The organism is Ensifer sp. Root954 (assembly GCF_001429005.1).
Taxonomy (GTDB): domain Bacteria; phylum Pseudomonadota; class Alphaproteobacteria; order Rhizobiales; family Rhizobiaceae; genus Ensifer; species Ensifer adhaerens.
In genome coordinates, this window is the sequence record NZ_LMJM01000015.1 from 236,580 (window position 1) to 258,717 (window position 22,138).

General features: G+C 63.2%; 21 protein-coding genes and 1 pseudogene. 17 read left to right on the forward strand and 5 right to left on the reverse strand.

Annotation, left to right across the window (positions count from 1 at the left end; genetic code table 11):
* The first annotated feature begins 23 nt into the window (after window positions 1-23).
* The 6 genes from purE (at window position 24) to ASE71_RS10145 (ending at window position 4,100) form a co-directional block, all read left to right on the forward strand.
* Window positions 24-488 carry a 5-(carboxyamino)imidazole ribonucleotide mutase gene (gene purE, locus ASE71_RS10120; protein ID WP_060518669.1) on the forward strand — a complete coding sequence of 155 codons (465 nt, stop codon included), beginning with the start codon at window positions 24-26 and terminating at the stop codon, window positions 486-488.
* Complete coding sequence (locus ASE71_RS10125) at window positions 485-1,540, forward strand: 5-(carboxyamino)imidazole ribonucleotide synthase (RefSeq protein WP_060518625.1); 1,056 nt, start codon at window positions 485-487, stop codon at window positions 1,538-1,540. Before purE ends, ASE71_RS10125 begins: the two co-directional genes overlap by 4 nt.
* A 171-nt stretch (window positions 1,541-1,711) precedes the next feature.
* Window positions 1,712-1,837, forward strand: a complete 126-nt coding sequence (gene ykgO / locus ASE71_RS10130; RefSeq protein ID WP_034806120.1) for a type B 50S ribosomal protein L36 — start codon at window positions 1,712-1,714, stop codon at window positions 1,835-1,837.
* A gap of 78 nt (window positions 1,838-1,915) precedes the next feature.
* Window positions 1,916-2,530: a tetratricopeptide repeat protein gene (locus tag ASE71_RS10135; RefSeq protein WP_034806119.1), complete on the forward strand. Its 615-nt coding sequence runs from the start codon at window positions 1,916-1,918 to the stop codon at window positions 2,528-2,530.
* A 109-nt stretch (window positions 2,531-2,639) separates the two neighbouring features.
* On the forward strand, window positions 2,640-3,065 hold the full coding sequence (locus ASE71_RS10140) for a lasso peptide biosynthesis protein (protein ID WP_143556353.1): 426 nt from the start codon (window positions 2,640-2,642) through the stop codon (window positions 3,063-3,065).
* Window positions 3,066-3,095: 30 nt separating this feature from the next.
* Window positions 3,096-4,100: an alpha/beta fold hydrolase gene (locus ASE71_RS10145; protein WP_060518629.1), complete on the forward strand. Its 1,005-nt coding sequence runs from the start codon at window positions 3,096-3,098 to the stop codon at window positions 4,098-4,100.
* 155 nt (window positions 4,101-4,255) lie between these two features.
* Here ASE71_RS10145 and pyk read toward each other — a convergent pair whose 3' ends face one another.
* Together pyk and ASE71_RS10155 are read right to left on the reverse strand one after the other, a co-directional pair.
* Complete coding sequence (pyk, locus tag ASE71_RS10150; protein ID WP_060518631.1) at window positions 4,256-5,695, reverse strand: pyruvate kinase; 1,440 nt, start codon at window positions 5,693-5,695, stop codon at window positions 4,256-4,258.
* The gene (locus ASE71_RS10155; RefSeq protein WP_413814632.1) at window positions 5,695-6,135 is read right to left on the reverse strand and encodes a DUF1036 domain-containing protein; all 441 of its coding nucleotides are present in this window, start codon (window positions 6,133-6,135) and stop codon (window positions 5,695-5,697) included. Before ASE71_RS10155 ends, pyk begins: the two co-directional genes overlap by 1 nt.
* Window positions 6,136-6,363: 228 nt before the next feature.
* Between ASE71_RS10155 and ASE71_RS10160 the strand changes: the two genes are divergently transcribed.
* The 3 genes from ASE71_RS10160 (at window position 6,364) to ASE71_RS10170 (ending at window position 7,973) form a co-directional block, all read left to right on the forward strand.
* Complete coding sequence (locus ASE71_RS10160; protein WP_060518633.1) at window positions 6,364-7,173, forward strand: N-formylglutamate amidohydrolase; 810 nt, start codon at window positions 6,364-6,366, stop codon at window positions 7,171-7,173.
* On the forward strand, window positions 7,170-7,478 hold the full coding sequence (locus tag ASE71_RS10165; protein ID WP_034806113.1) for a DUF1244 domain-containing protein: 309 nt from the start codon (window positions 7,170-7,172) through the stop codon (window positions 7,476-7,478). Before ASE71_RS10160 ends, ASE71_RS10165 begins: the two co-directional genes overlap by 4 nt.
* Window positions 7,479-7,709: 231 nt before the next feature.
* On the forward strand, window positions 7,710-7,973 hold the full coding sequence (locus ASE71_RS10170; RefSeq protein WP_060518635.1) for a DUF2312 domain-containing protein: 264 nt from the start codon (window positions 7,710-7,712) through the stop codon (window positions 7,971-7,973).
* A 170-nt stretch (window positions 7,974-8,143) separates the two neighbouring features.
* Here the strand turns inward: ASE71_RS10170 and ASE71_RS10175 are convergent, their stop codons facing one another.
* Window positions 8,144-10,000 carry a DUF882 domain-containing protein gene (locus tag ASE71_RS10175; RefSeq protein WP_034806108.1) on the reverse strand — a complete coding sequence of 619 codons (1,857 nt, stop codon included), beginning with the start codon at window positions 9,998-10,000 and terminating at the stop codon, window positions 8,144-8,146.
* Window positions 10,001-10,180: 180 nt separating this feature from the next.
* Complete coding sequence (locus ASE71_RS10180) at window positions 10,181-11,725, reverse strand: sigma-54-dependent transcriptional regulator (RefSeq protein WP_034806104.1); 1,545 nt, start codon at window positions 11,723-11,725, stop codon at window positions 10,181-10,183.
* Between the two features lie 187 nt (window positions 11,726-11,912).
* On the opposite strand from ASE71_RS10180, the gene ASE71_RS10185 reads away from it, so the two are divergent.
* Genes ASE71_RS10185 through ASE71_RS10195 form a run of 3 tightly spaced genes read left to right on the forward strand, consistent with a single transcriptional unit; the run spans window position 11,913 to window position 15,646 of the window.
* The gene (locus ASE71_RS10185) at window positions 11,913-13,772 is read left to right on the forward strand and encodes a M3 family oligoendopeptidase (protein ID WP_034806631.1); all 1,860 of its coding nucleotides are present in this window, start codon (window positions 11,913-11,915) and stop codon (window positions 13,770-13,772) included.
* 45 nt (window positions 13,773-13,817) lie between these two features.
* Window positions 13,818-15,017 carry an aminodeoxychorismate synthase component I gene (locus ASE71_RS10190; RefSeq protein WP_060518637.1) on the forward strand — a complete coding sequence of 400 codons (1,200 nt, stop codon included), beginning with the start codon at window positions 13,818-13,820 and terminating at the stop codon, window positions 15,015-15,017.
* Complete coding sequence (locus ASE71_RS10195) at window positions 15,014-15,646, forward strand: aminotransferase class IV family protein (protein WP_060518639.1); 633 nt, start codon at window positions 15,014-15,016, stop codon at window positions 15,644-15,646. The genes ASE71_RS10190 and ASE71_RS10195 overlap by 4 nt, the downstream gene beginning before the upstream one ends.
* Here ASE71_RS10195 and ASE71_RS10200 read toward each other — a convergent pair.
* Complete coding sequence (locus ASE71_RS10200; protein ID WP_034806098.1) at window positions 15,611-16,561, reverse strand: sensor domain-containing diguanylate cyclase; 951 nt, start codon at window positions 16,559-16,561, stop codon at window positions 15,611-15,613. The genes ASE71_RS10195 and ASE71_RS10200 overlap by 36 nt on opposite strands.
* Before the next feature lie 148 nt (window positions 16,562-16,709).
* Here ASE71_RS10200 and ASE71_RS10205 point away from each other — a divergent pair, with 148 nt between their 5' ends.
* The 5 genes and pseudogenes from ASE71_RS10205 to hemH all read left to right on the forward strand — a co-directional run.
* Window positions 16,710-17,588 (forward strand): heme-dependent oxidative N-demethylase family protein, encoded by an 879-nt coding sequence (locus ASE71_RS10205; RefSeq protein WP_060518641.1) that lies wholly within the window; start codon window positions 16,710-16,712, stop codon window positions 17,586-17,588.
* A gap of 191 nt (window positions 17,589-17,779) precedes the next feature.
* On the forward strand, window positions 17,780-19,231 hold the full coding sequence (locus ASE71_RS10210) for a homospermidine synthase (RefSeq protein ID WP_034806092.1): 1,452 nt from the start codon (window positions 17,780-17,782) through the stop codon (window positions 19,229-19,231).
* Window positions 19,232-19,404: 173 nt separating this feature from the next.
* Window positions 19,405-19,776: an outer membrane lipoprotein Omp10 gene (gene omp10, locus ASE71_RS10215; protein WP_034806089.1), complete on the forward strand. Its 372-nt coding sequence runs from the start codon at window positions 19,405-19,407 to the stop codon at window positions 19,774-19,776.
* 230 nt (window positions 19,777-20,006) lie between these two features.
* On the forward strand, window positions 20,007-21,881 hold the full coding sequence (locus ASE71_RS10220) for a bifunctional metallophosphatase/5'-nucleotidase (protein ID WP_034806086.1): 1,875 nt from the start codon (window positions 20,007-20,009) through the stop codon (window positions 21,879-21,881).
* A gap of 122 nt (window positions 21,882-22,003) precedes the next feature.
* A pseudogene (gene hemH, locus ASE71_RS35715) lies at window positions 22,004-22,138 on the forward strand (ferrochelatase); the annotation flags it as partial.

Sequence of the window (22,138 nt, forward strand, 5' to 3'; positions counted from 1 at the left end):
CGACCCCACCCGTCGCCATCATCATGGGAAGCCAGTCGGACTGGGAGACGATGAAGAACGCCGCCGATACGCTCGACGCGCTCGACATTCCCTATGAGGCACGCATCGTTTCGGCCCATCGCACGCCCGATCGGTTGGTCAACTTCGCCAAGGGCGCCCGCGACGAGGGCTTCAAGGTCATCATCGCCGGTGCCGGAGGTGCTGCGCACCTGCCCGGCATGTGTGCCTCGATGACGCCGCTGCCGGTCTTCGGCGTCCCCGTGCAGTCGAAGGCGCTTTCCGGCCAGGACAGCCTGCTGTCGATTGTCCAGATGCCGGCCGGCATCCCGGTCGGAACGCTGGCGATCGGCCGCGCCGGTGCCGTCAACGCAGCCCTCCTTGCCGCAGCCGTCCTTGCGCTTGGCGACGAGGACCTCGCCGACCGGCTCGACGACTGGCGCGAACAGCAGACCATTGCCGTTGCCGAGTATCCGGTGGACGAGGCATGACCACCATCGGCATTATCGGCGGCGGCCAGCTCGGCCGCATGCTGGCGATGGCAGCCGCCCGACTGAACTTCCGCACGGTCATCCTCGAGCCGCAGGTCGACTGTCCGGCTGCCCAGGTCGCAAACGACCAGATCGTCGCTGCCTATGACGACGAAGCCGCGCTCGGAAAGCTTGCTGAAGTCAGCGACCTCATCACCTACGAATTCGAGAACGTTCCGGTCGCGGCTGCCGAGCGACTGGCGGCAAAACGCCCCGTCTTCCCGCCACCGAAAGCGCTGGAAGTCGCGCAGGACCGCCTCACCGAGAAGCGCTTCATCAACGGCTGCGGCATTGCCACGGCGCGCTTCCATGCCGTCGACAGCCAGGCCGACCTTGAAGCGGCCCTTGCGGATTTCGGCGGGACCGGCGTGCTGAAAACCCGTCGCCTCGGCTATGACGGCAAGGGCCAGCGCGTCTTCCGCTCGACGGCAGACAGCCCGGCGGGCGCTTTCGCAGCACTCGGCGGCGTACCGCTGATCCTCGAAAGCTTCGTGCCCTTCGAGCGCGAAATCTCGATCATCGCCGCCCGCGCGCCCGATGGCGCCGTTGCCTGTTTCGATCCGGCGGAAAACGTGCATCGCAACGGCATCCTCCATACCTCGACGGTCCCGGCAGAGATCGGTGCTGCGACCGGCGCAGCGGCACGGGTTGCCGCCAAGGCGATCCTTGATGCGCTCGGCTATGTCGGCGTCATCGGCGTCGAGTTCTTCGTGCTCGCCGACGGCAGCCTGATCGTCAACGAGATGGCGCCCCGCGTGCACAATTCCGGCCACTGGACGGAAGCTGCCTGCGTCGTCTCGCAGTTCGAGCAGCATATCCGTGCCGTCGCCGGACTGCCGCTCGGCAATCCGCGTCGCCATTCGGACTGCGTCATGCAGAACCTGATCGGCGACGACCTCGACACGGTCCCCGCATGGCTTGCCGAGGATGACGTGCTGGTGCACCTCTACGGCAAGACCGAGGCCCGCGCCGGCCGCAAAATGGGCCACGTCACGCGGCTCGTCCGCGGCTGAGGACCATAGAAATGCGGGGCAAGACACCAAAATGGGGCGTCTTGTGGTTGACACACCAGGGGTGACACGGTATTTGCCATCCCACCTTAAAGGAGCGCGCTCACGGGCGCGCTTTTGATTGTTAGAGATACCGGGCGAATTTTCATTCCCCGAAACCTGCGGATCAGGAAAATGAAGATCAAGAATTCGCTCAAGTCGCTCAAGACCCGCCACCGCGAAAACCGTCTGGTTCGTCGCAAGGGCCGCATCTACATCATCAACAAGTCCAACCCGCGCTTCAAGGCTCGTCAGGGCTGAGACCCGACAGGGGACTTGGGGACAGCGCTCAAGCGATGTCCCAGAATTGATTTTGAAGTTATTCCGTGGCGAGCTAACATGCTCGCCATGCGAGTTTTTATACCCTTGATTCTGGCGTGTTCCGCCCTGCTCGCCACCTCCACGGGAGCTGGCAATGTTTCCTTCGCGGCGGAAGCCTCGACCCAACCGGAAGCAACCAGCCTCACCACCCCGAAGCAGCGCCTCGACACCCTGTTCGCCGACCTGAAAAAGGAACGCGACCCCGACAAGGCACGCGAGCTCTCCAACCAGATCCGCATCGAGTGGCAGGATTCCGGCAGCGCCACCGTCAACCTGCTGATGCAATGGGCCGACAAGGCGATCACCGACAACAAGCAGCCGGCCGCTCTCGATATCCTCGACCAGGTTATCGCCCTTGCACCCAATTATGTCGAAGGCTGGAACCGCCGCGCGACACTGCATTACGCGATGGGCAACTACCGGAAATCCATGTCGGACATCAATCGCGTGCTGTCGATCGAGCCCCGCCACTTTGGCGCACTTGCCGGCATGGCGGCAATCCTCGGCGCCTCCGGCAAGGATGAGCTTGCCATGCGTGCCTGGGAACAGTTCCTGGACATTTATCCCGCCGATCGCAAGGCGCAGGAACAACTGGGGGAACTTGCCGAAAAACTCGCCGGCAGCAAGACCTGACAACGCGCGTTCCAGTCGATTGCCGAGCCCGCCAACGCCCATCCCCTCCGACAGGACATCGCTTCTGAAGATCGCGACAGCCGCGCGCCATTTCATCGCACCGATCTGGATGGAATGGCATCGTCACGCCGGCGCGGACCGCCCCACGATCGCCTCGCAAGGCACCTGCGGCCGCACGAGCCTGTTCCTGCAGCGCGTCTTGAGCACCCAAGGCTTCAGCGCCGACTGGGTCTGCGGAACGCCGCGCAGCGGGCCGTTGGAGCCTGAAATCGGACCGTTCGGCTTCAACTGCGGGAAGAGCTGGCAAAGCCACGCCTGGGTCGAATGCGGCGATTTCATCGTCGACATCACAGCCGATCAATTCGGCGCGCCTCCGGTCCTCGTTGTCGATCGCACGGACAACCGCTACAACAAAGGCAACCGGGATGGGGCGCTGCCAGAGTTCGTGCTGGCCCGCCGGCGCGCCGTGGACGACATCTGGCCGCAATGGCAAAGAATAAGTGCCGGTGGCCTCAAGGGTTCGCTTACGCCTTGAAAGCCGGGCGCCGGAAGACAAATAGAGACTATGTTCCCAGTTGCGCTCCTGTCCCTTGCACTGATACTCGCCGGCGTCGCCTACAGCCTCTGGCACGCGCGTAGCTTCGCCCGGCGCTTTCCCAATGTCGGCGAACTGATCGACATCGGCGGCTACCGCATGAACAGCGTGCACCTGCCCGCCGGCGGACAAGCCGACCTCTTGCCCGTCGTCTTCATCCATGGCGCCAGCGGCAACCTGCTCGACCAGCTGCATGCCTTCGCACCGGCCCTTGACGGCCGCGCCGAGATGCTGTTCGTCGATCGCCCGGGCCACGGCTACTCGGAGCGCGGCGGGCCGGAAAACGACTTGCCGGACGGTCAGGCGGATGCGACCGCAAAGCTGATGGACAAGCGCGGCATTCGTCGCGCCGTGATCGTCGGCCACTCCTTCGGCGGCGCGATTGCAGCGAGCTTCGCCCTTAACCACCCGGACAAGACCGCCGGCCTCGTCCTGCTGGCGCCGGCGACCCATCCCTGGCCCGGCGGCATCGACTGGTATTACCGCCTGACGGCCCTGCCCTTCGTCGGCTGGCTCTTCGCCCACACGCTGGTGACGCCGCTCGGGCAGCGGCGCATCGAGGGCGGCACACACTCGATCTTTTCGCCCAATCCACGGCCGGCCGACTACATCGACAAGACTGGCCCGCATCTCGTGCTGCGTCCCTCGACCTTCCTCAGCAATGCCCGCGACATCGCCAACCTGCACGCCTATCTGACCGCGACCGCGCCGCGCTACCGGGAGATCGCCGCACCGACGGTGATCATCACCGGCGACAGCGATGGCATCGTGCTGGCCGATATCCACTCACGCGGGCTGGCGCGCGATATCCCCGGCGCCGAACTGCTCTGGATCGGCAATCTCGGCCACAAGCCCGACTATGTGGTCACCGATGTCATCGTCGCCGCGGTGGAGAAGCTGGCCGGCAAGCCCGGGGATCTGGATGCGGCAGTAAAGCGCGCCGAAGAAAGGCTTGCCGCCGCCAAGGCACCCTGATCGCGCCAGGCCATCCGTTGGGACCGCACCCCATCTGGCAGCCTTTGTCGGCGCGCCCGTTATCCCGCCACCTGCCATCATCAACAAAACACGAAACCCCAGGAGCGGATCAGCGCTCCTGGGGTTTCGTTGCAGTCCGAAAAAGAGAGCGGGCGTCAGACGCCGCTCATGCCGTCCGAGCCGATATAGGCGATACGCAGCATGTTGGTCGCGCCGGGGGTACCGAGCGGCACGCCGGCCGAAATGATGATGCGTTCGCCCGGCTTGCCGAAGCCTTCCGAGGCAACGATGCGGCATGCGCGGTTGACCATGTCGTCGAGGTCTGTCGCATCCTCGGTGACCACGCAATGCAGGCCCCAGACGACCGAGAGGCGGCGCGCCGTCTGCACGATCGGCGACAGCGCGATGATCGGCACCTGCGGCCGCTCGCGGGCGGCGCGCAGACCCGTCGTACCCGACGAGGTGTAGCAGACGATGGCAGAGAGCCGCAGCGTCTCGGCGATCTGGTGGGCCGCAAGCGAAATCGCGTCGGCGCCGGTGGCTTCCGGCGGCGTGCGCTGCGCGTAGATGATGCTGGAATAATGCGGGTCGCGCTCGACGTTGCTGGCGATCGACGCCATGGTCGAAACGGCTTCCACCGGATATTCGCCCGAGGCCGATTCTGCCGAAAGCATGACGGCGTCCGCACCTTCGAACACGGCTGTCGCGACGTCGGAGACTTCGGCACGCGTCGGGACCGGAGCCGAAATCATCGATTCCAGCATCTGGGTGGCGACCACTACCGGCTTGCCGGCGCGGCGACATGCGCGCGTCAGCTGCTTCTGCAGGCCCGGCACCGATTCCAGCGGCATCTCGACGCCGAGGTCACCGCGGGCAACCATCAGCGCGTCCGAGAGTTCGATGATCTCGTCGATCCGGTCCAACGCCTGGGGCTTCTCGATCTTCGACATGAGGCCGACGCGGCCGCGGGCGATCTTGCGAACTTCGGCCAGGTCTTCCGGGCGCTGCACGAAGGAGAGCGCCACCCAGTCGAATTCACCGGTCGCCAGAACGGCGTCGAGGTCGGCACGGTCCTTGTCGGTCAGCACACCGACGGCAAGCAGCGTGTCGGGCAGGCTGACGCCCTTGCGGTCGGAAATCTTGGTGCCGGCGACAACGGTCGTGACGATGCTCTTGCCGTCGGTCTTCTCGGCCTTGAGGTGCAGCTTGCCGTCGTCGATCAGCAGGCGATGGCCGGGCTTGACCGCTTCGAGGATCTCCGGATGGGGCAGATAGACACGGGTGTTGTCGCCAGGCTCGTCCTTGTTGTCGAGCGTGAAGGTCTGGCCGACCTTGAGATCGACCTTGCCTTCGGCGAACTTGCCGACACGCAGCTTCGGTCCCTGCAGGTCGCCGAGAATGCCGATCGGCCGGCCGCAGCGCGCCTCGACCGCGCGGATGCGCTGCACCAGCGTGCGCATCACGTCGTGGCTCGCGTGGCTCATGTTGATGCGGAACAGATCGGCCCCGGCCTCGTGCAGCTTCTGGATCATCTGCTCGTCCGAAGACGCCGGTCCGAGCGTTGCGAGGATTTTGACTTTTCTGTTCCGCTTCATCAATTCTGGCTTTCCTGCGTGCCGGACGGATCCGAAAGCTGAACCATCCAGCTTCCCTGCCGTCCCGTGTCGTACTCTTTGAATCCCATGCGCTGGAAGCCGCGGGCGAAGCAGTCCTGCACGCCCGTGATTTTAAATTCGTTCTCGGCAACGCACATGTTGACGTCACCGGTCCAGCGGCCACCACGGGCCGCATCTTCCGCGTAAAGATAATAATATCGTGACTGAAGCTCGCCCTCGATCAGGGTCGCGCAGGTGTTGGCAGGCACCTGCCACCAGCCTTCCGTCATCCAGCCGTCCTTGGCCCGGTAGCCGATGGCTACGCCGACCAGTGTCTGGGTGCCGTTGCACACGCGGAAGTCGGCGCGTGCGTCGCTGGCGAAAAGAAATGAGCTTGATGTTACCAGGAGAAACAGGAGGATGCCTCCCAGTGTCGTCAGCCCCGGCTTCGCTTTGGAAAAAGGATATCTGGACACGGTTTCCGATGGAACTCCGTTTTGATTTGCGTGGCACTTTCTTGCGACGGGTGGGCCCGAAAGTCAACGCAACTCTAATCGATTACAATCGGTAAATTGCTTTCGGATTTCGATAAACAGTTGCGTTTTTCTTGCGATTGACGCCCTCGCGTGCGATCAGCGAGACGGGGCGCTGAAACGGACTGGAACGGCATGCAACACTATTCTCCCTATGAGATTATCGAAGCCAAGCCCACAACCGGGCTCGTGCTCCTTGCCGATCACGCGATGAACCGGCTGCCTGCCGAGTATGGCAGTCTCGGCCTTCCCGCTGCGGCCTTCGAGCGGCACATCGCCTACGATATCGGTGTCGAAGCGCTCGTGCGGCGCCTGTCGGCGATGCTCGATGCGCCGGCCGTTCTCGGCTGCTTCTCGCGCTTGCTGATCGATCCCAATCGCGGCGAGGACGACCCGACGCTGATCATGCGGATTTCCGACGGAGCGATCATTCCGGGAAACCATCCCATCACCGAGAAGGAGTGGGAGAACCGGCTGAACCGGTTCCATCGTCCCTATCACCGCGCCGTCTCCGAGACCATCGGCCGAAGCGCCGAGGCGCATGGCGCAGCACCGCTGGTCATCTCCATCCATTCCTACACGGCGGCCTGGAAGGGCGTCGCCCGTCCCTGGCACGCCGCCGTCCTCTGGGACAGCGACGGCCGCGCCGTTCGGCCACTGATCGACAGGCTCGAGGCACCGGGCGATATCGTCGTCGGCAACAATGAACCCTATGACGGCGCGTTGCGCGGCGATACCATGTTCCGGCACTGCATGGTGCCGGGCATTGCGCATGCCCTGATCGAGGTGCGGCAGGATCTGATCGCCGACGCCGAAGGCGTTGCCGCCTGGGCCGAGCGGCTGGCGCCGATCCTGGCAAGCCTCAACGCCATGCCCGAACTGCATCGGTACGAGCGGCACATCTCGCGCACCGGCGCCTATGATGAAGAGGAAGAGCGACCATGACCGAACTGACCCCGGAGCAACAGATCGCCTTCGAGGCCGCAGCCTTTCGCCGGCTGGTCAACCATCTGCGCGAGCGCAGCGACGTCCAGAACATCGACCTGATGAACCTCGCCGGCTTCTGCCGCAACTGCCTGTCCAATTGGTATCGCGAAGCCGCCGAACAGGCGGGCGTTCCGCTTGCCAAGGAGGAATCGCGCGAGATCATCTATGGCATGCCCTACGAGGAATGGCGCGAGCGCAACCAGAGGGAAGCATCCGCAGAACAAAAGGCGGCGTTCGAGCTCAACCGGCCCAAAGCTGAGTGAGGAAAGGCGTATGCGGTTTTCCGCGGCATTCCGCTCTAACTCGTAAGCCGCTTCAAAATGATGGCTGGATCGAGCCGACGCAAACCGTCGTGATCAAAGGAATAGGGTCGTTTCGCCCGCCTCTGCCACGGAAATGACCGCGTTGTTGCGCAATCACCCTTGACCTTGGCGGCCGTTCGCGGCACGTCACGGCACCCAAGAAATTCCATTCCCCCTATCAAGGAGAAGACCATGTCGGATGCTCACGGCGTCGCACGCGATCAGCTTCGTGCTTTCATCGAACGGATCGAACGCCTGGAAGAAGAAAAGAAGACCATCGCCGACGACATCAAGGACGTCTATGGCGAAGCCAAGTCCACAGGTTTCGACGCCAAGATCCTGCGCAAGGTCATTTCGATCCGCAAGCAGGACCACGACGAGCGCATGGAACAGGAAGCGATCCTCGACACCTACCTCCAGGCGCTCGGCATGGTGCCGGCAGCCGACGAGGGATAAGCAAGTCTTTTTGAAGGCCGCCTGTCGGCCGCCTTCGCCTTCCGCGCGTGAACGCCGGCAGCAGAGGCTCTCAATGCAGCCGGGAGCCGACATAAGGCGAAGACAGAATGCAGATACGAAAAAGCCCGCCAGGTCGGCGGGCTTTTTCGTGTCTATGGTTTGGTGGAAGCTCAGTTGGTGCTGAACTTCTTCACTTCCATGAAGTTGACGGCATTGCCGCTGAACCGGGCCGTGTCGACGTTTGGTCCGGCGCTGCTGGAGAAGCCGGCGGCATAGACTGTCGTCGGAGCAGTACGCAGAGACTTGCTGACGAAGCGCGGCGCCTTCACCGGCTTGGAAAGCGTTGCGACGCGGCCGGTCGAAAGCGCCCATTCGGAAATGATCTTCTGGGTCAGCTTCGGCTCGGCGCGCACCGATGAGCGGGTCGCGGCATCGGCGTCGTTCTTCTTCGGTCGGCCGCCCTTGGCCGGAGCTTCCGCCTGCGTGTCGAAGGCGCTGTCGAAGATCGCGGCGCGCGCATTTGTACCCGACTGCGGCGCATAGGCTGCCATCTCGATCGGCTGCGGCTGGGCAACCGGCTGACGTTCAGCTGGCGTCGGCTGGGCAAGCGCGACACGGGTCTTGGCTTCAGCCGCCACGTCGCGCGGCGGTTCGGCGGATGCCACGACCGGGCGCTCCGCGAAGGAGGGGATCACGACCTGTGCATCGGCAACGGCGGCAAGCGCCGCGTCACCCGCGGGCCGCACGGCCGGAACCGGCACGAAACCGAGCGCCTGCATGTCCGGCTCGGCATCGGCGGATGCGACGAGCGTGTTCATGTCGCGGCGGTCAAGCATTTGCGGCACAGGAACCTTCATCGAGCCGAGGTCGGCAAACTCGCTCGGCATTTCCGAGGTTGGCGGCAGGGCGGCAGCAAGGGCTTCCTGCGCCGGGTTCTTCTCCGGCGCCACCAGGGCGACGGCTACGCCACCATCGGCAGGCGCTTGCTTGAAGGCAGGCCGCACCGCCGGGACCGGCGCATTGATGTTCTGTTCGGCAGCAACCGTCGGCTCGGCGGCGACAGAACCGGCGACGCCGGGCAGCGCTTCCTGAGCGGCGGGCGCGGCAGCCGTCTGTACCTTGGCAGCAGGAGCTGCGCCACCTTCATCGTCGGCACCAGGGCCGGCTGCGATTGCCGAGGGTTCTTCATCCTCGTCACCGCCGCCGCCAAAGAGCATGGCGAACAGGTTGCCGCGGCGCTTGCCGCTCGCCGTATCGCCCGGGCCCGTATCGCCGCCACCAGCGACCTGGATCGCCGACGCGCCGACGCGACGCTTGTAGTCGGCAACCGCCTGGTCATAACCCGGAAGCGGCTTGCCGTCGGACGGCAGATGCATGGTCTTGCCGTCGGGGAAGAGGCGCGCCAACTCGGCACGGCTCATGCGCGGCCAGGCGCGAACGCCACCGACATCCATATGGACGAAAGGCGAGCCGGAAGTCGGGTAGTAACCGACGCCGCCCACCTGGAATTTCACGCCGATTTCACGCAGCGTCTTCAGCTTCACATCCGGCAGATAGAAGTCCATCGCCTTGCCGAGCATGTGCTGGCTCTTCTTGGCGACGCCCTTCGAACGCGAACGCAGCATGCCGTTGGTCGCCGGCGAACGATAGGCCGAAACGACGTGGATGTAATCGCGCGATCCGCTCTTCTGGTAGACTTCCCAGACGAGATCGAGCAGGCGCGGGTCCATCTTCGTCGGCTCGTTGCGACGCCAGTCGCGCAGGAAACGGTTGATTTCCTGCAGACCCTTGGCGTCGTAGCGGCCATTGCGCTTGAAGGTGATCTGCGCCTTTTCCTGAGTATGAATGAAATAGAGCTTCAGTGTCCGGGTCTGGCCTGCGGCCTCCACGGGAGGAGCAAAACCAGGCGTAACGAGGGCAGCCGCAAGAGCAACGGATGTCAGAACCTGCGGCACCCGGCGGGTGACCGCCGCGCAGACTCTCGCTAAGGAGCCGAGCGGCTTCTTAAAACCGAACAAATTTGGCATTCAATCCCCGTCCGACGGACAACCGTGCTTCGCTGTCTCAGATGACTGTCAAATAAGGTGACAGCATGGCAAATTTGCCACAGTCGTCACCGCCCCTTATAATATAGTGAATACTTCACTAACAAGGTCTAAACGGCGGTGACTGAATAGCACGGCTAATGAATCGTGAATGCGTCGATTTTATGCCGCCTCTCTCAAAGGGTTATCGGGATCGATGCCATAATCCTTCAGCTTGCGGTAGAGGGTAGACCGGCCGATACCGAGCTTTCGGGCAACCTGACTCATCTGTCCGCGGTAGAATTTCAGCGCAAAACGAATCAATTCCTCCTCGACTTCGGCAAGCTTGCGCACGTCTCCGCCCTCGTCGACGCTGGCGATCGCATTCTCCATGCGCGGGTCGCTGGAGGCTTCCGCCTCCATGGACTTCGCCGCACTCGCGAAGTCGGGATAGACGCTTGATGCCGTCTCGCCGCCAGCCGGCGCCCGCTCCGGTCCGCCCTCGCCCCAGGAGAAGCCCGAACGATCGGAAACCACGTAGCCGGGTATCTGAGTGGCGATCTGCGGGAAATCCTTCACCGTCAGTTCGTTGCCCTCGGCAAGCACGACGGCGCGGAAGATCGCGTTCTCGAGCTGGCGAATGTTGCCCGGCCAATCATAGGCGGTCAGAAGCGCGAGCGCACCGCTCGATACCGTCAGCGGCTGGTTCAGCCGCTGCTCGGCGGCGAAGCGCTCGACGAAGGAGCGCACCAGCACCGGGATATCTTCCTTGCGTCGGCGAAGCGCCGGAATGGTGATCGGGAAAACATTGAGGCGGTAGTAGAGATCCTCGCGGAACCGCCCTTCGCGCACTTCGTTGATCAGATCCTTGTTGGTGGCCGAGATCAGCCGCACGTTCACCTTCTGCGGATGGCGCGCGCCGATCGTCTCGACCTCGCCCTGCTGAACCGCGCGCAGCAGCTTCACCTGAACCTCGAGCGGCAAGTCGCCAATCTCGTCGAGGAACAGCGTTCCTCCGTCCGCATCGACGAACTTGCCGGTGTGCTTTTCGGTCGCGCCAGTAAAGGCACCCTTTTCGTGACCGAAGAGAATGCTCTCGACCAGATTGTGCGGGATGGCGCCACAGTTGACGGTGATGAAGGGCTTGCCGACCCTGTCGCTTGCCGACTGGATGGCGCGCGCCACCATTTCCTTGCCGACGCCGGATTCGCCCTCGAGCACGATCGGGATGTTGGACTGCGCGGCGCGGCGTGCAAGGTCGATCACCCGGATCATCGCCGGGCTTGCCGAGACGATATCGTCGAAGCCGACGGCGCCACCGCGCGGACGGCGCGAGGTTTTGACCTTGCCGTCACGGCTTGCCATTTTCAGCGCATTGCTGATGGCCACGGACAGCCGTTCCGGAGAGACCGGCTTGACCAGGAAGTCGAAGGCGCCGGCCTGCATCGCGTGCACCACGGTCTCGATGCCGCCCTGTCCGGTCTGGACGATGACCGGCGTGTCGACGCCGCGCTCGGCCAGCGCTTCGAGGAAGCCGTGGCCGTTCATTTCCGGCATCAGGAGATCGAGAAGGATGACATTGATCATGCCGCCCTTGCGCTCGAGCAGTTCCAGACCGCTGCGGCCGTTATCGGCGAGATGCGCCACATGACCGAGACGCTCGATCATGTTCGTCAGCAACCGGCGCTGCACCGGATCGTCATCAATGACCAGAATGTGTGATGTCACGGAAGCCTCCTGCTCTGGACACGCGGTACTCTTTGGCCAACCTCATGTGCCAAATCACGTCAGGCATCTGTGCCATAAAGGGCTGAACATCATGTTTTGAGAAATGCTTGCATTTTATCCATTGCCGGCGATAGCAATGGGGCCCATATCGCTGCCTCTTCCTGTCACGAACGAGAGAAATCCGACGATGACCTTCCGCCCCTTCGCCCCCGAGCAATTTGTTGTCCGCGCCGCCGCCGGCCAGAGCCATGGCGCCGCTGCCGACCTCGGTGACCTGCCCTCCTGGCGGCTGGAGGATCTTTATGCCTCCGCTTCCTCGGATGCGTTTCGCAACGATATGACGAAGGCCGATGCCGACGCGATCGCCTTCGAGACCAAGTGGAAGGGCAAGCTGGCCGAAGCGGCGACGAAGAGCGGCGAAGCCGGCATCGGCGCTGCCGTGCGGGAATTCGAAGCGCTCGAAGACATCATGGGCCGCATCGCGTCGTTTGCGGGCCTCACCTATTTTTCGGACACGTCCAAGCCGGAGAATGGCAAGCTTTACGGCGATGTGCAGTCGAAGCTCACCGACATGTCGGCGCATCTCCTGTTCTTCTCCCTGGAGCTGAACCGGATCGACGACGCGATCCTCGACAAGGCACTCGAAACAGACGCGCTCGCCGCCCATTACAAGCCCTGGCTGACCGACCTGCGCATGGACAAGCCCTATCAGCTCGACGACAAGCTGGAGCAGCTTTTCCTGGAAAAATCGATGACCGGTGCCGCCGCCTTCAACCGGCTGTTCGACGAGACTATGGCAAGCCTCACCTTCACTGTCGACGGTGAAGCGCTGCCGCTCGAGGTCACCCTGAACCTGCTGCAGGACCCGTCGAGCGACGTTCGCAAGAAGGCGGCGATGGCGCTGGCGGAAACCTTCAAGGCCAATATCCGCACCTTCACGCTGATCACCAACACGCTCGCCAAGGACAAGGAAATCTCCGACCGCTGGCGCGGCTTCAAGGATATTGCCGACAGCCGGCATCTGGCCAACCGCGTCGAGCGCGAGGTCGTCGATGCGCTCGCCGAAGCGGTCAAGTCCGCCTATCCGCGCCTGTCGCACCGCTACTATTCGCTGAAGGCAAAGTGGCTCGGCATGGAGCAGATGGATTTCTGGGACCGCAACGCGCCGCTGCCGGAAACGCCGAACGCGCTGATCTCCTGGGACGAGGCCAAGGACACGGTGCTCTCCGCGTATAATGCCTTCGCGCCGGAAATGGCTGATATCGCCCGCCGTTTCTTCGATGAGCGCTGGATCGACGCGCCGGTGCGGCCCGGCAAGGCGCCGGGCGCCTTCGCCCACCCGACGGTGCCGTCGGCTCACCCCTATGTGCTCGTCAACTACATGGGCAAGCCGCGCGACGTGATGACGCTCGCCCACGAGCTCGGCCACGGCGTGCACCAGGTGCTTGCCGGCGGACAGGGCGCGTTGATGGCCTCGACGCCGCTGACGCTCGCCGAAACCGCGTCTGTCTTCGGCGAGATGCTGACCTTCCGCGCGCTTCTCGACCAGACGAAGGACAAGCGCGAGCGCAAGGCCATGCTCTCCCAGAAGGTCGAGGACATGATCAACACGGTCGTGCGCCAGATCGCCTTCTACGAGTTCGAGCGCAAGGTGCACACCGCGCGGAAGGAAGGCGAGCTGACGGCCGACGATATCGGTAAGCTGTGGCTGTCGGTGCAGAACGAGAGCCTTGGCCCGGCCATCCGGATTTCCGAAGGCTACGAGACCTACTGGGCCTATATCCCGCACTTCATCCATTCGCCCTTCTACGTCTATGCCTATGCCTTCGGCGACTGCCTGGTGAACTCGCTCTACGCGGTCTACCAGAACGCCGAACAGGGCTTCCAGGACAAGTACTTCGAGCTTCTGAAGGCCGGCGGCACCAAGCACCATTCCGAACTGCTCGCCCCCTTCGGCCTCGATGCCACCGATCCGTCGTTCTGGGCACAGGGACTGTCGATGATCGAAGGGCTCATCGACGAACTCGAAGCGCTTGATAAGGCCTGATCCGGACAAGGGTCCGGATCGCGGCGCGATCGACAAGACGACTTTATGAGCGACACTGCACCCTATGTGCTGTTCCGGGACGACAGCGAAAGCCGCACCACGGTTTTCGCATCGCCTTCGCGCGTCATAACGGCCCGCACGAAGGCCGATTTTGTCCGCGGCCTTGCCGAGCTTGAACGCGCGCACAAATCAGGCAAATGGATTGCCGGCTTCATGTCCTATGAGGCCGGCCATCTCTTCGAGGAGAAGCTCGAAGGCTTTGCCGAGGAAAATCGCAAGACGCCGCTGATGTCATTCGGCATCTTCGATGCGCCGAGTGAGGATCATCCCCTCGCCGAGCCGCAGCGGCGAACCGAGAACGAACCCTTCTTGAGCGAACCGCGCGCCGGCTGGGATTTCGATACCTACCGCGAACGTTTCGACCGCCTGCACCTGCATCTGCGAAAGGGCGATTGTTACCAGGCAAACCTGACGATGCCGATCCATGCCCGCTGGTCCGGCGACCCGCGCGCAGCCTTCTGGTCGCTGATCGACCGACAGCCGGTCAAATACGGCGCGCTCGTCGCGCTCGACGGGCCAGTGCTCCTGTCGCGCTCGCCGGAGCTTTTCTTCCGAGTCGATGCGGACGGCTGGATCGAGACCCACCCGATGAAGGGCACGGCCAAGCGCGGCGCGTCGGCCGCGGAAGACGCCGAGATCATCGCCGCCATGCGCGCCGACGAAAAGACCCAGGCCGAAAACCGAATGATCGTCGATCTCCTGCGCAATGACATCTCGCGCATCACCGAGGTCGGCACGCTTGATGTCCCCAAGCTCTTCGACATCGAGACCTACCCGACCGTGCACCAGATGGTGAGCCACGTCCGAGCAAAGCTCCTCCCCGAGATCAGCCTCAAGGATATTTTCACGGCGCTCTTCCCCTGCGGCTCGATCACCGGGGCGCCGAAGATGCGCGCCATGGAAATCCTGCACGACCTGGAAGACGGTCCCCGCGACGCCTATTGCGGCGCCATCGGTTTCATCGCCCCGAACGGCGTGATGCGCTTCAGCGTCGCGATCCGGACGATATCGCTCTTCGAAAATGGCGATGCCGTCTTTAATGTCGGCGGCGGCATCGTCTTCGACAGCACCGCCCAGTCCGAATACGAAGAGTGCCTCCTGAAGGCCCGCTTTGCCGTTGGCGACGACAGGATCGCGCTCGGCGAAGGCGATGTCGCGCCCGCCGACGACGCGGTCGTCCGATGACGGATTTCTCGTTGATCGAAACCCTGCGCTACGAGCCCGAAGCCGGTTTCATCCGCCTGCGTCTGCACCTCGCCCGGCTGGTCCGGTCCGCCCGCCGTCTCGGCATTTCGGGCGCCGATGGCGCGCAGGCCGCGCTGCTTGCAGCGGTCAAGGCCGGCGATGGCGGCGCCGCGCTTCGCGTTCGTCTCGAGCTCTTCCCGGACGGCCATATCGAGGTGAAGACCGCCCCCTTCGCTCCGCTCCCCCAAGATACGGTCTGGCGGGTACGGGTTGCCAGCACCCGGCTCAAGTCGGGCGATCCGCTGCTGCGCTACAAGACCAGTCGCCGCGCCGCCTATGAGGCAGCCCGCGGCGAGTTCGGCCCGAGCGAGGCCGACGAAGTTCTGCTTCTGAACGAGAAGGATGAGGTCTGCGAAGGCACGATCACCTCCGTCTTCCTCGACGACGGCAGCGGCATCCTCAAGACGCCGCCGATCGCCTGCGGCCTGCTTGCCGGCGTGCTACGTACCGAGCTCATCTGCCAGCGCCGCGCGCGAGTTGCGCGGCTTTCGCTTAACGACCTCGCCCGCGGCGACCTTTATCTCGGCAACTCGTTACGGGGCCTGATCCGGGTGAACCTCCTGGTCTGAGCCGGGAAGCGTGTGGCGCCTGACCTGGTCCCGCCCATCGCGCTTGGCGAGATAGAGCGCCTGATCGGCGCGTGCATAGAGGTCGCTGACCGTGTCCCCGTCGCGATACTCCGCAACCCCGACCGAACAGGTGTAGAAGAACTCCGGGATGTTCTCGAGCGGGCGGGAATTGCGCACCCGTTCGAGCAGACGATCGAGAATGCGGTGGCCCTCGCTGATGGTGGTATCAGGCAGGATGAGCATGAATTCCTCGCCGCCAATCCGGCCGAAGCAGTCCGAACGGCGCACGAACTCCTGCATCTGGCGCGCAAAGTCGAGTAAAACCTCGTCGCCGCGCTGGTGGCCGTGGCGGTCATTGATCGCCTTGAAGTAATCGATATCGATGATCGCGACACAGCCCCACATATGCGGGTTCTCGGCGCAGTTGGCGATGAACTCGGTGAGACGCCCCATCGTGTAGCGGCGGTTGGGCACGCTCGTCAGCTCGTCGACCTGGGCGGCCCGAAGCGCAAAGTCGCGGTCCTGGCGCAGTTCCCGTTCTTCGGCATGGATCGTCGTGACGTCGACGGCGATGCACAGCATGCAGCCATCCGCATCCACCGTCTCCGTCATCCACAGCCAGCGACCGTCGTGCAGGTCTGTTTCCATGGCGCGGAACGGCACCTTGCCGCGCCGGTGCAATGTCGAGGCGATCCAGGCATCGATGTCTTCCGACTTCAGGATGGTGCCCTGTCCGGCGGCATGGTTCCGACGCATGATCTCTTCCCAGGTCGGGCTCTCGTCCGGACCGACATGGTAGGCCGCGCGAAACGCCGGATTGGCGAAGCGCAGTCGATCGTGCTGATCATAAAGTGCGATCAGCACGGGTGTTTTACTCTGTAGGGCCGCAAGAGCCTTGAGATGACTACCGGTCACGGTCTGTCACGCCTCCGGGAACTAATCAATTATGGCGCGAAGCGGATGCTTCTACCGTAGCTATAGCACGAACCGCTTGTGACAAGCGTTTCACCGTGCGAAACGATAGGGAATATGGTTAAATCGCAACCTAGACCGGTCGCTCCGCATGAAGCATACGCCTTACGACGGTTCTTCAAAACCTTTCACCATCGGCCTTGCCCAGCTCGACCCCGATCGCTGGATTGAGCCGGACGACCAGCTGCAGCACTATCTCTCCGAAAAGAAGCGGCTGCTTGCGCAAGCGCGCGGTACCGTGTTTGCCGCAGCCGACGGTACGCAGGACGCCCAGCGCGAACTGCTCGGCATTCTGGTCGACTACCTGCCGGCCGCCTACCCAGAGATCTACCGCCGCGACGGCGACAGCATGATCGTCGGCGGCGAGCCCGTGCCACTCGACGGCGATGATCCACTGGCCGTTTCGGGATCGCTTGTCCAGGACGATCTCGCCATCATGCAAAAGACCGGAGACGGCTGGCGTCTCAACGCCGCCTATGTCGCCTTTCCCTCGTCCTGGTCGCTCGCCGAAAAATACGGCCGCACCATGAACGAGATCCATGGCCCCGTCCCGGGTTTCGAGCATGGCACCCGCAATGCCGAACTGATTGCCCGCATGTTCGACAACCTGCCGCCGGGTCGCTTCGTCGAGCGCTTCAACTGGGCGGTCAATGTCGACGGCGCGCTGCACCTGCCGAAATCGAAATCCGAAGGCATCGCCGCCGGTGCGATCGAGATGACCGAGGAGCGGACCTTCATCCGCATCGAACGGCAGACGCTGCGCAAGCTGCCTGAGACCGGTGCGCTCGTCTTCACCATCCGCATCTATTCGGACCCGCTGACGATGCTGCGCAAGCGACCGGATGCCGCGGCGCTGGCCGCGTCCTTCGTCGAGCAGCTGCGCGCCCTGACCTTGCCGCAGGCCGCCTACAAGGGGCTTGTCAGCAAGCGGGACGGGCTGATTGAAGCACTGCTCACGATCGCCGGTTAAGCACAGACGCAAATAGCGGTTGACCCGCCGGCTCTTTATTGTGACAGCAATCTATGCTCTACAGCGCCGCGTGCCCCACGGGCATCGCGGCCGTCGGCACATTCATACGAGCCAGAACAGCGGCCACAGCCGCTTCCTCATGCTTAGTCACCCACCGCCACAGGGAAAGTTTTCTCAGGAGTAAGACAAAAATGGCAGATACCACCTATCCGGTTTATGGCGAGATCACCGGTCCGATCGTGATGATCGGTTTCGGTTCGATCGGTCGCGGCACCTTGCCGCTGATCGAGCGCCACTTCAAATACGACAAGAACCGGTTGATCGTGGTCGAGCCCCGTGAGGATGCTGCCGACAACGAGATCTTCGAACGCCATGGCGTTCGTCACGTTCGCGCGCATGTGACCAAGGACAACTACAAGGAACTGCTGAAGCCGCTTCTGACCGAAGGCGAAGGCCAGGGCTTCTGCGTCAACCTGTCGGTCGACACCGGCTCGCTTGACCTGATGAAGATGTGCCGCAAGCTCGACGTGCTCTACGTCGACACGGTCGTCGAGCCGTGGCTCGGCTTCTACTTCGACGCCGAAATGGACAATTCCGAGCGCACCAACTATGCGCTGCGTGAAACCGTGCGCAAGGAAAAGGAAAAGAACCCGGGCGGCACGACCGCGGTTTCCACCTGCGGCGCCAACCCCGGCATGGTCTCCTGGTTCGTCAAGCAGGGCCTCCTCAACCTCGCCAACGACCTTGGCGTGAAGTTCGAAGAGCCGCATCAGGACGACCGCGAAGGCTGGGCCAAGCTGATGAAGAAGGTCGGCGTCAAGGGCGTGCACATCGCCGAGCGCGACACCCAGCGCACCAAGAACCCGAAGCCCTTCAACACCTTCTGGAACACCTGGTCGGTCGAAGGCTTCATCTCGGAAGGCCTGCAGCCGGCCGAACTCGGCTGGGGCACCCATGAAAACTGGATGCCGAAGAACGCCAAGAAGCACAAGAAGGGTTGCAAGGCAGCGATCTATCTGGAGCAGCCGGGCGCCAACACCCGCGTGCGCAGCTGGTGCCCGACCCCCGGCCCGCAGTATGGCTTCCTCGTGACCCACAACGAGGCGATCTCGATCGCCGACTTCTTCACGGTTCGCGACAAGGAAGGCGAAGTCACCTATCGCCCGACCTGCCACTACGCCTACCATCCGGCCAACGACGCCGTTCTGTCGCTGCACGAAATGTTCGGCAACGGCGGCAACGCCCAGCCGGTGCACCACGTCCTTGACGAAAAGGAACTGGTCGACGGCGTCGACGAACTCGGCGTGCTGCTCTACGGCCACGACAAGAACGCCTACTGGTTCGGCTCGCGCCTGTCGCTCGAAGAAACCCGCCGCATCGCGCCTTACCAGAACGCGACCGGTCTGCAGGTCACTTCGGCCGTTCTCGCCGGCATGGTCTGGGCTCTCGAGAACCCGAAGGCCGGCATCGTCGAAGCCGACGAGATGGACTACAAGCGTTGCCTCGAAGTCCAGCTGCCCTACCTCGGCCCGGTCGAAGGTCACTACACCGACTGGACCCCGCTCGACGGTCGCCCGGGCCTGTTCCCGGAAGACATCGACACCAAGGATCCGTGGCAGTTCAAGAACATCCTCGTTCGCTAAGCTGCTGAGACGTAAGCGCATCCGGCCCGGGACACGAACGTGCCCCGGGCCTTTTCATCTCCGGCGGAAAAGCCCGAGGCCGCGGCCTGCCGCTCTTGCTTTCAACTCATGATCGCGGCATGGTCTGCCGGAATGAAACAATCCGCTCGACCCAAACGCGGGGGAAATCGCCTATGAAGCCATTCGCCGTTCTGACCCTAATCGCAACCGCGGCCGCGCTTGCCTCCTGCCAGTCGTCGCCACGGATCATCGATGAGGGTGGGCAGCCGGCACGCCAGGCTTCGGGCGTCGAGGGCTCCTGGGTAGACCCGAACGGTATCGTCTCGACATTTGCCGGCGGTACCTTCTCCACGCGCACGACCGACACCAACCAGTTGCTCGCCTCGGGCAACTACGTCAAGACGAGCCCGACGCTTGTCGAGATCAATATGACCTCGCTGGTGCGCAACACCCAGTCGAAGGTCGCTTGCGCTCTGGTCACGCAGAACCAGCTCAACTGCACCACCGACGCCGGGGCACAGTTCTCGCTCGCGCGTCGCGGCTAAAACAGAAAACACGAAATTGCAAAAGCCTCCGTCCGGAGGCTTTTTTCGTTTGCGGGCCACGACTTAACCTTAACGGTAAACCCGACAACCAGGGCATGGTTTTAGCGCTTGAAGTCGCCTTCAAGTGATGAAAACATCCGGCCCGGCAAAGCCACCCCGACCGTGGGGACCGGATCCGTTTCGGCGGACCGGATGCGGTCGGGCGACAACCGGCAAAACAGGAGAACATCATGATCAGACACGTGCGGACCGGCCTGATGACCGCGTCCATTCTTGCCCTCTCCTCGGGCGCAGCCTTCGCCGATTATGAATTGAACATCCTGCATATCAACGACCTCCATTCCCGCATCGAATCGATCAACAAGTTCGATTCCACCTGCTCGGCGGAAGAGGAGGGCAAGAACGAGTGCTTCGGCGGCGTCGCGCGCCTCAAGGCCTTGATCGACCAGAAGCGCCAGGACCTCTCGGGCAAGAACGTGCTGCTGCTCAACGCCGGCGACAACTTCCAGGGTTCGCTGTTCTTCACCACCTACAAGGGCCTCGCGGAAGCCGAATTCCTCAACCTGATGAAGTTCGACGCGATGACCGTCGGCAACCATGAGTTCGACGAGAGCGAGGACGGCCTTGCCGGCTTCCTCGACAAGATCGCCTTCCCGGTCGTCACCGCCAACGTGCTGCCGAGCCAGAAGTCGAAGATCGGCGACCGCATCAAACCGTCGATCGTGCTCGATGTCGGTGGCCAGAAGGTCGGCATCGTCGGCGCGGTTGCCAACGACACGCCGGAACTCTCTTCCCCCGGCCCGGACATCCTGATCGGCGACGACGTCGCCACCACCACGGCAGCCGTCGAGGAGCTGAAGAAGCAGGGCGTCGACAAGATCATAGCGCTCACCCATGTCGGCTATCCGCGCGACCTCGCGGCCATCGCCAAGATCCCGGATGTCGACGTCGTCGTCGGTGGCCACTCGCACAGCCTGCTGTCCAACACCGATGCAAAAGCCGAGGGTCCTTACCCGACGATGGTCGATAACCCAGGCGGCTACAAGGTTCCGGTCGTCCAGGCCGGCTCCTACACCAAATATCTTGGCGACCTCGTCGTTACCTTCGACGACAAGGGCGTGGTCAAGGCTGCCAAGGGCGATCCGATCCTGGTCGACAGCTCGGTCAAGCCGGATGAGGCCGTGCTCGCCCGCGTCGCCGAACTCGGCAAGCCGATCGAAGAGCTGCGCTCGAAGATCATCGCCAAGACCGAAGCACCGATCGACGGCTCGCGCGAGAATTGCCGCACCAAAGAGTGCGAAATGGGCAGCCTGCTCACCGACGCCATGCTCGACCGCGTCAAGGGCCAGGGTGTGACCATCGCCATCACCAACGGCGGCGGCCTGCGCGCCTCCATCGATGCCGGCGACGTTTCGATGGGCGAAGCCATTACGGTCCTGCCGTTCCAGAACACGGTTGCGACCTTCCAGATGAAGGGCGACGGCATTCGTGAAGCCCTGGAAAACGGTCTCAGCAAGCTCGAAGAAGGCGGCGGCCGTTTCCCGCAGGTGGCCGGCATGAAGTTCTCCTTCGACAAGTCGAAGCCGGTCGGCAGCCGCGTCGTCTCGGTCGAGGTGAAGGAAGGCGAGGCCTACGTCCCGCTCGATCCGGCCAAGACCTATTCGCTCGTCACCAACAACTACATGCGCAATGGCGGCGACGGCTACGACGTCTTCAAGGAGAAGGGTGAAAACGCCTACGACTACGGTCCGGGCCTCGAAACCGTGCTTGCCGACTACCTTGCCGCCCACCAGCCGTTCAAGCCCTATACCGACGGCCGCATCACCGAGGTCGCTTCGGCGGCCGGTGCGGCAACGGCCGAGCCGGCGGCGGACGCAAAGCCTGCTGCCGACGCCACGGCAGCCCAGCCGGCGGCAACGGCCGGCGGCACGGCGGCAGCGAGCGGCCCGCAGAAGCACGTGATCACCAAGGGCGACACGCTCTGGGATCTCGCCAAGGCCTTCTACGGCGAAGGCGCGCTCTGGAAGAAGATCTCCGACGCCAACGGCAAGCCGGCGCCGCGCCACCTGCATGTCGGCAAGGAACTGGAGATTCCGGCAAAGTAAGACAATTTGCCTCTACTTTCAGAGCCGGCGCGGCTTCCCCGCGCCGGCTTTTCTTTTTAGAAGGACTGGAAACCGAAGGAACGAAAGCGGCGTCCCGATACGGGGACCCGACGAGGATGAAGATGACCGATCAGCTTGCCGTGACCACCCCTGCCAACCACCCGTCCGTCAAATCCGGAAAGGTCGGTATCCTGCTGGTCAATCTCGGCACGCCTGATGGCACCGACTACACCTCGATGCGCCGCTACCTGAAGGAG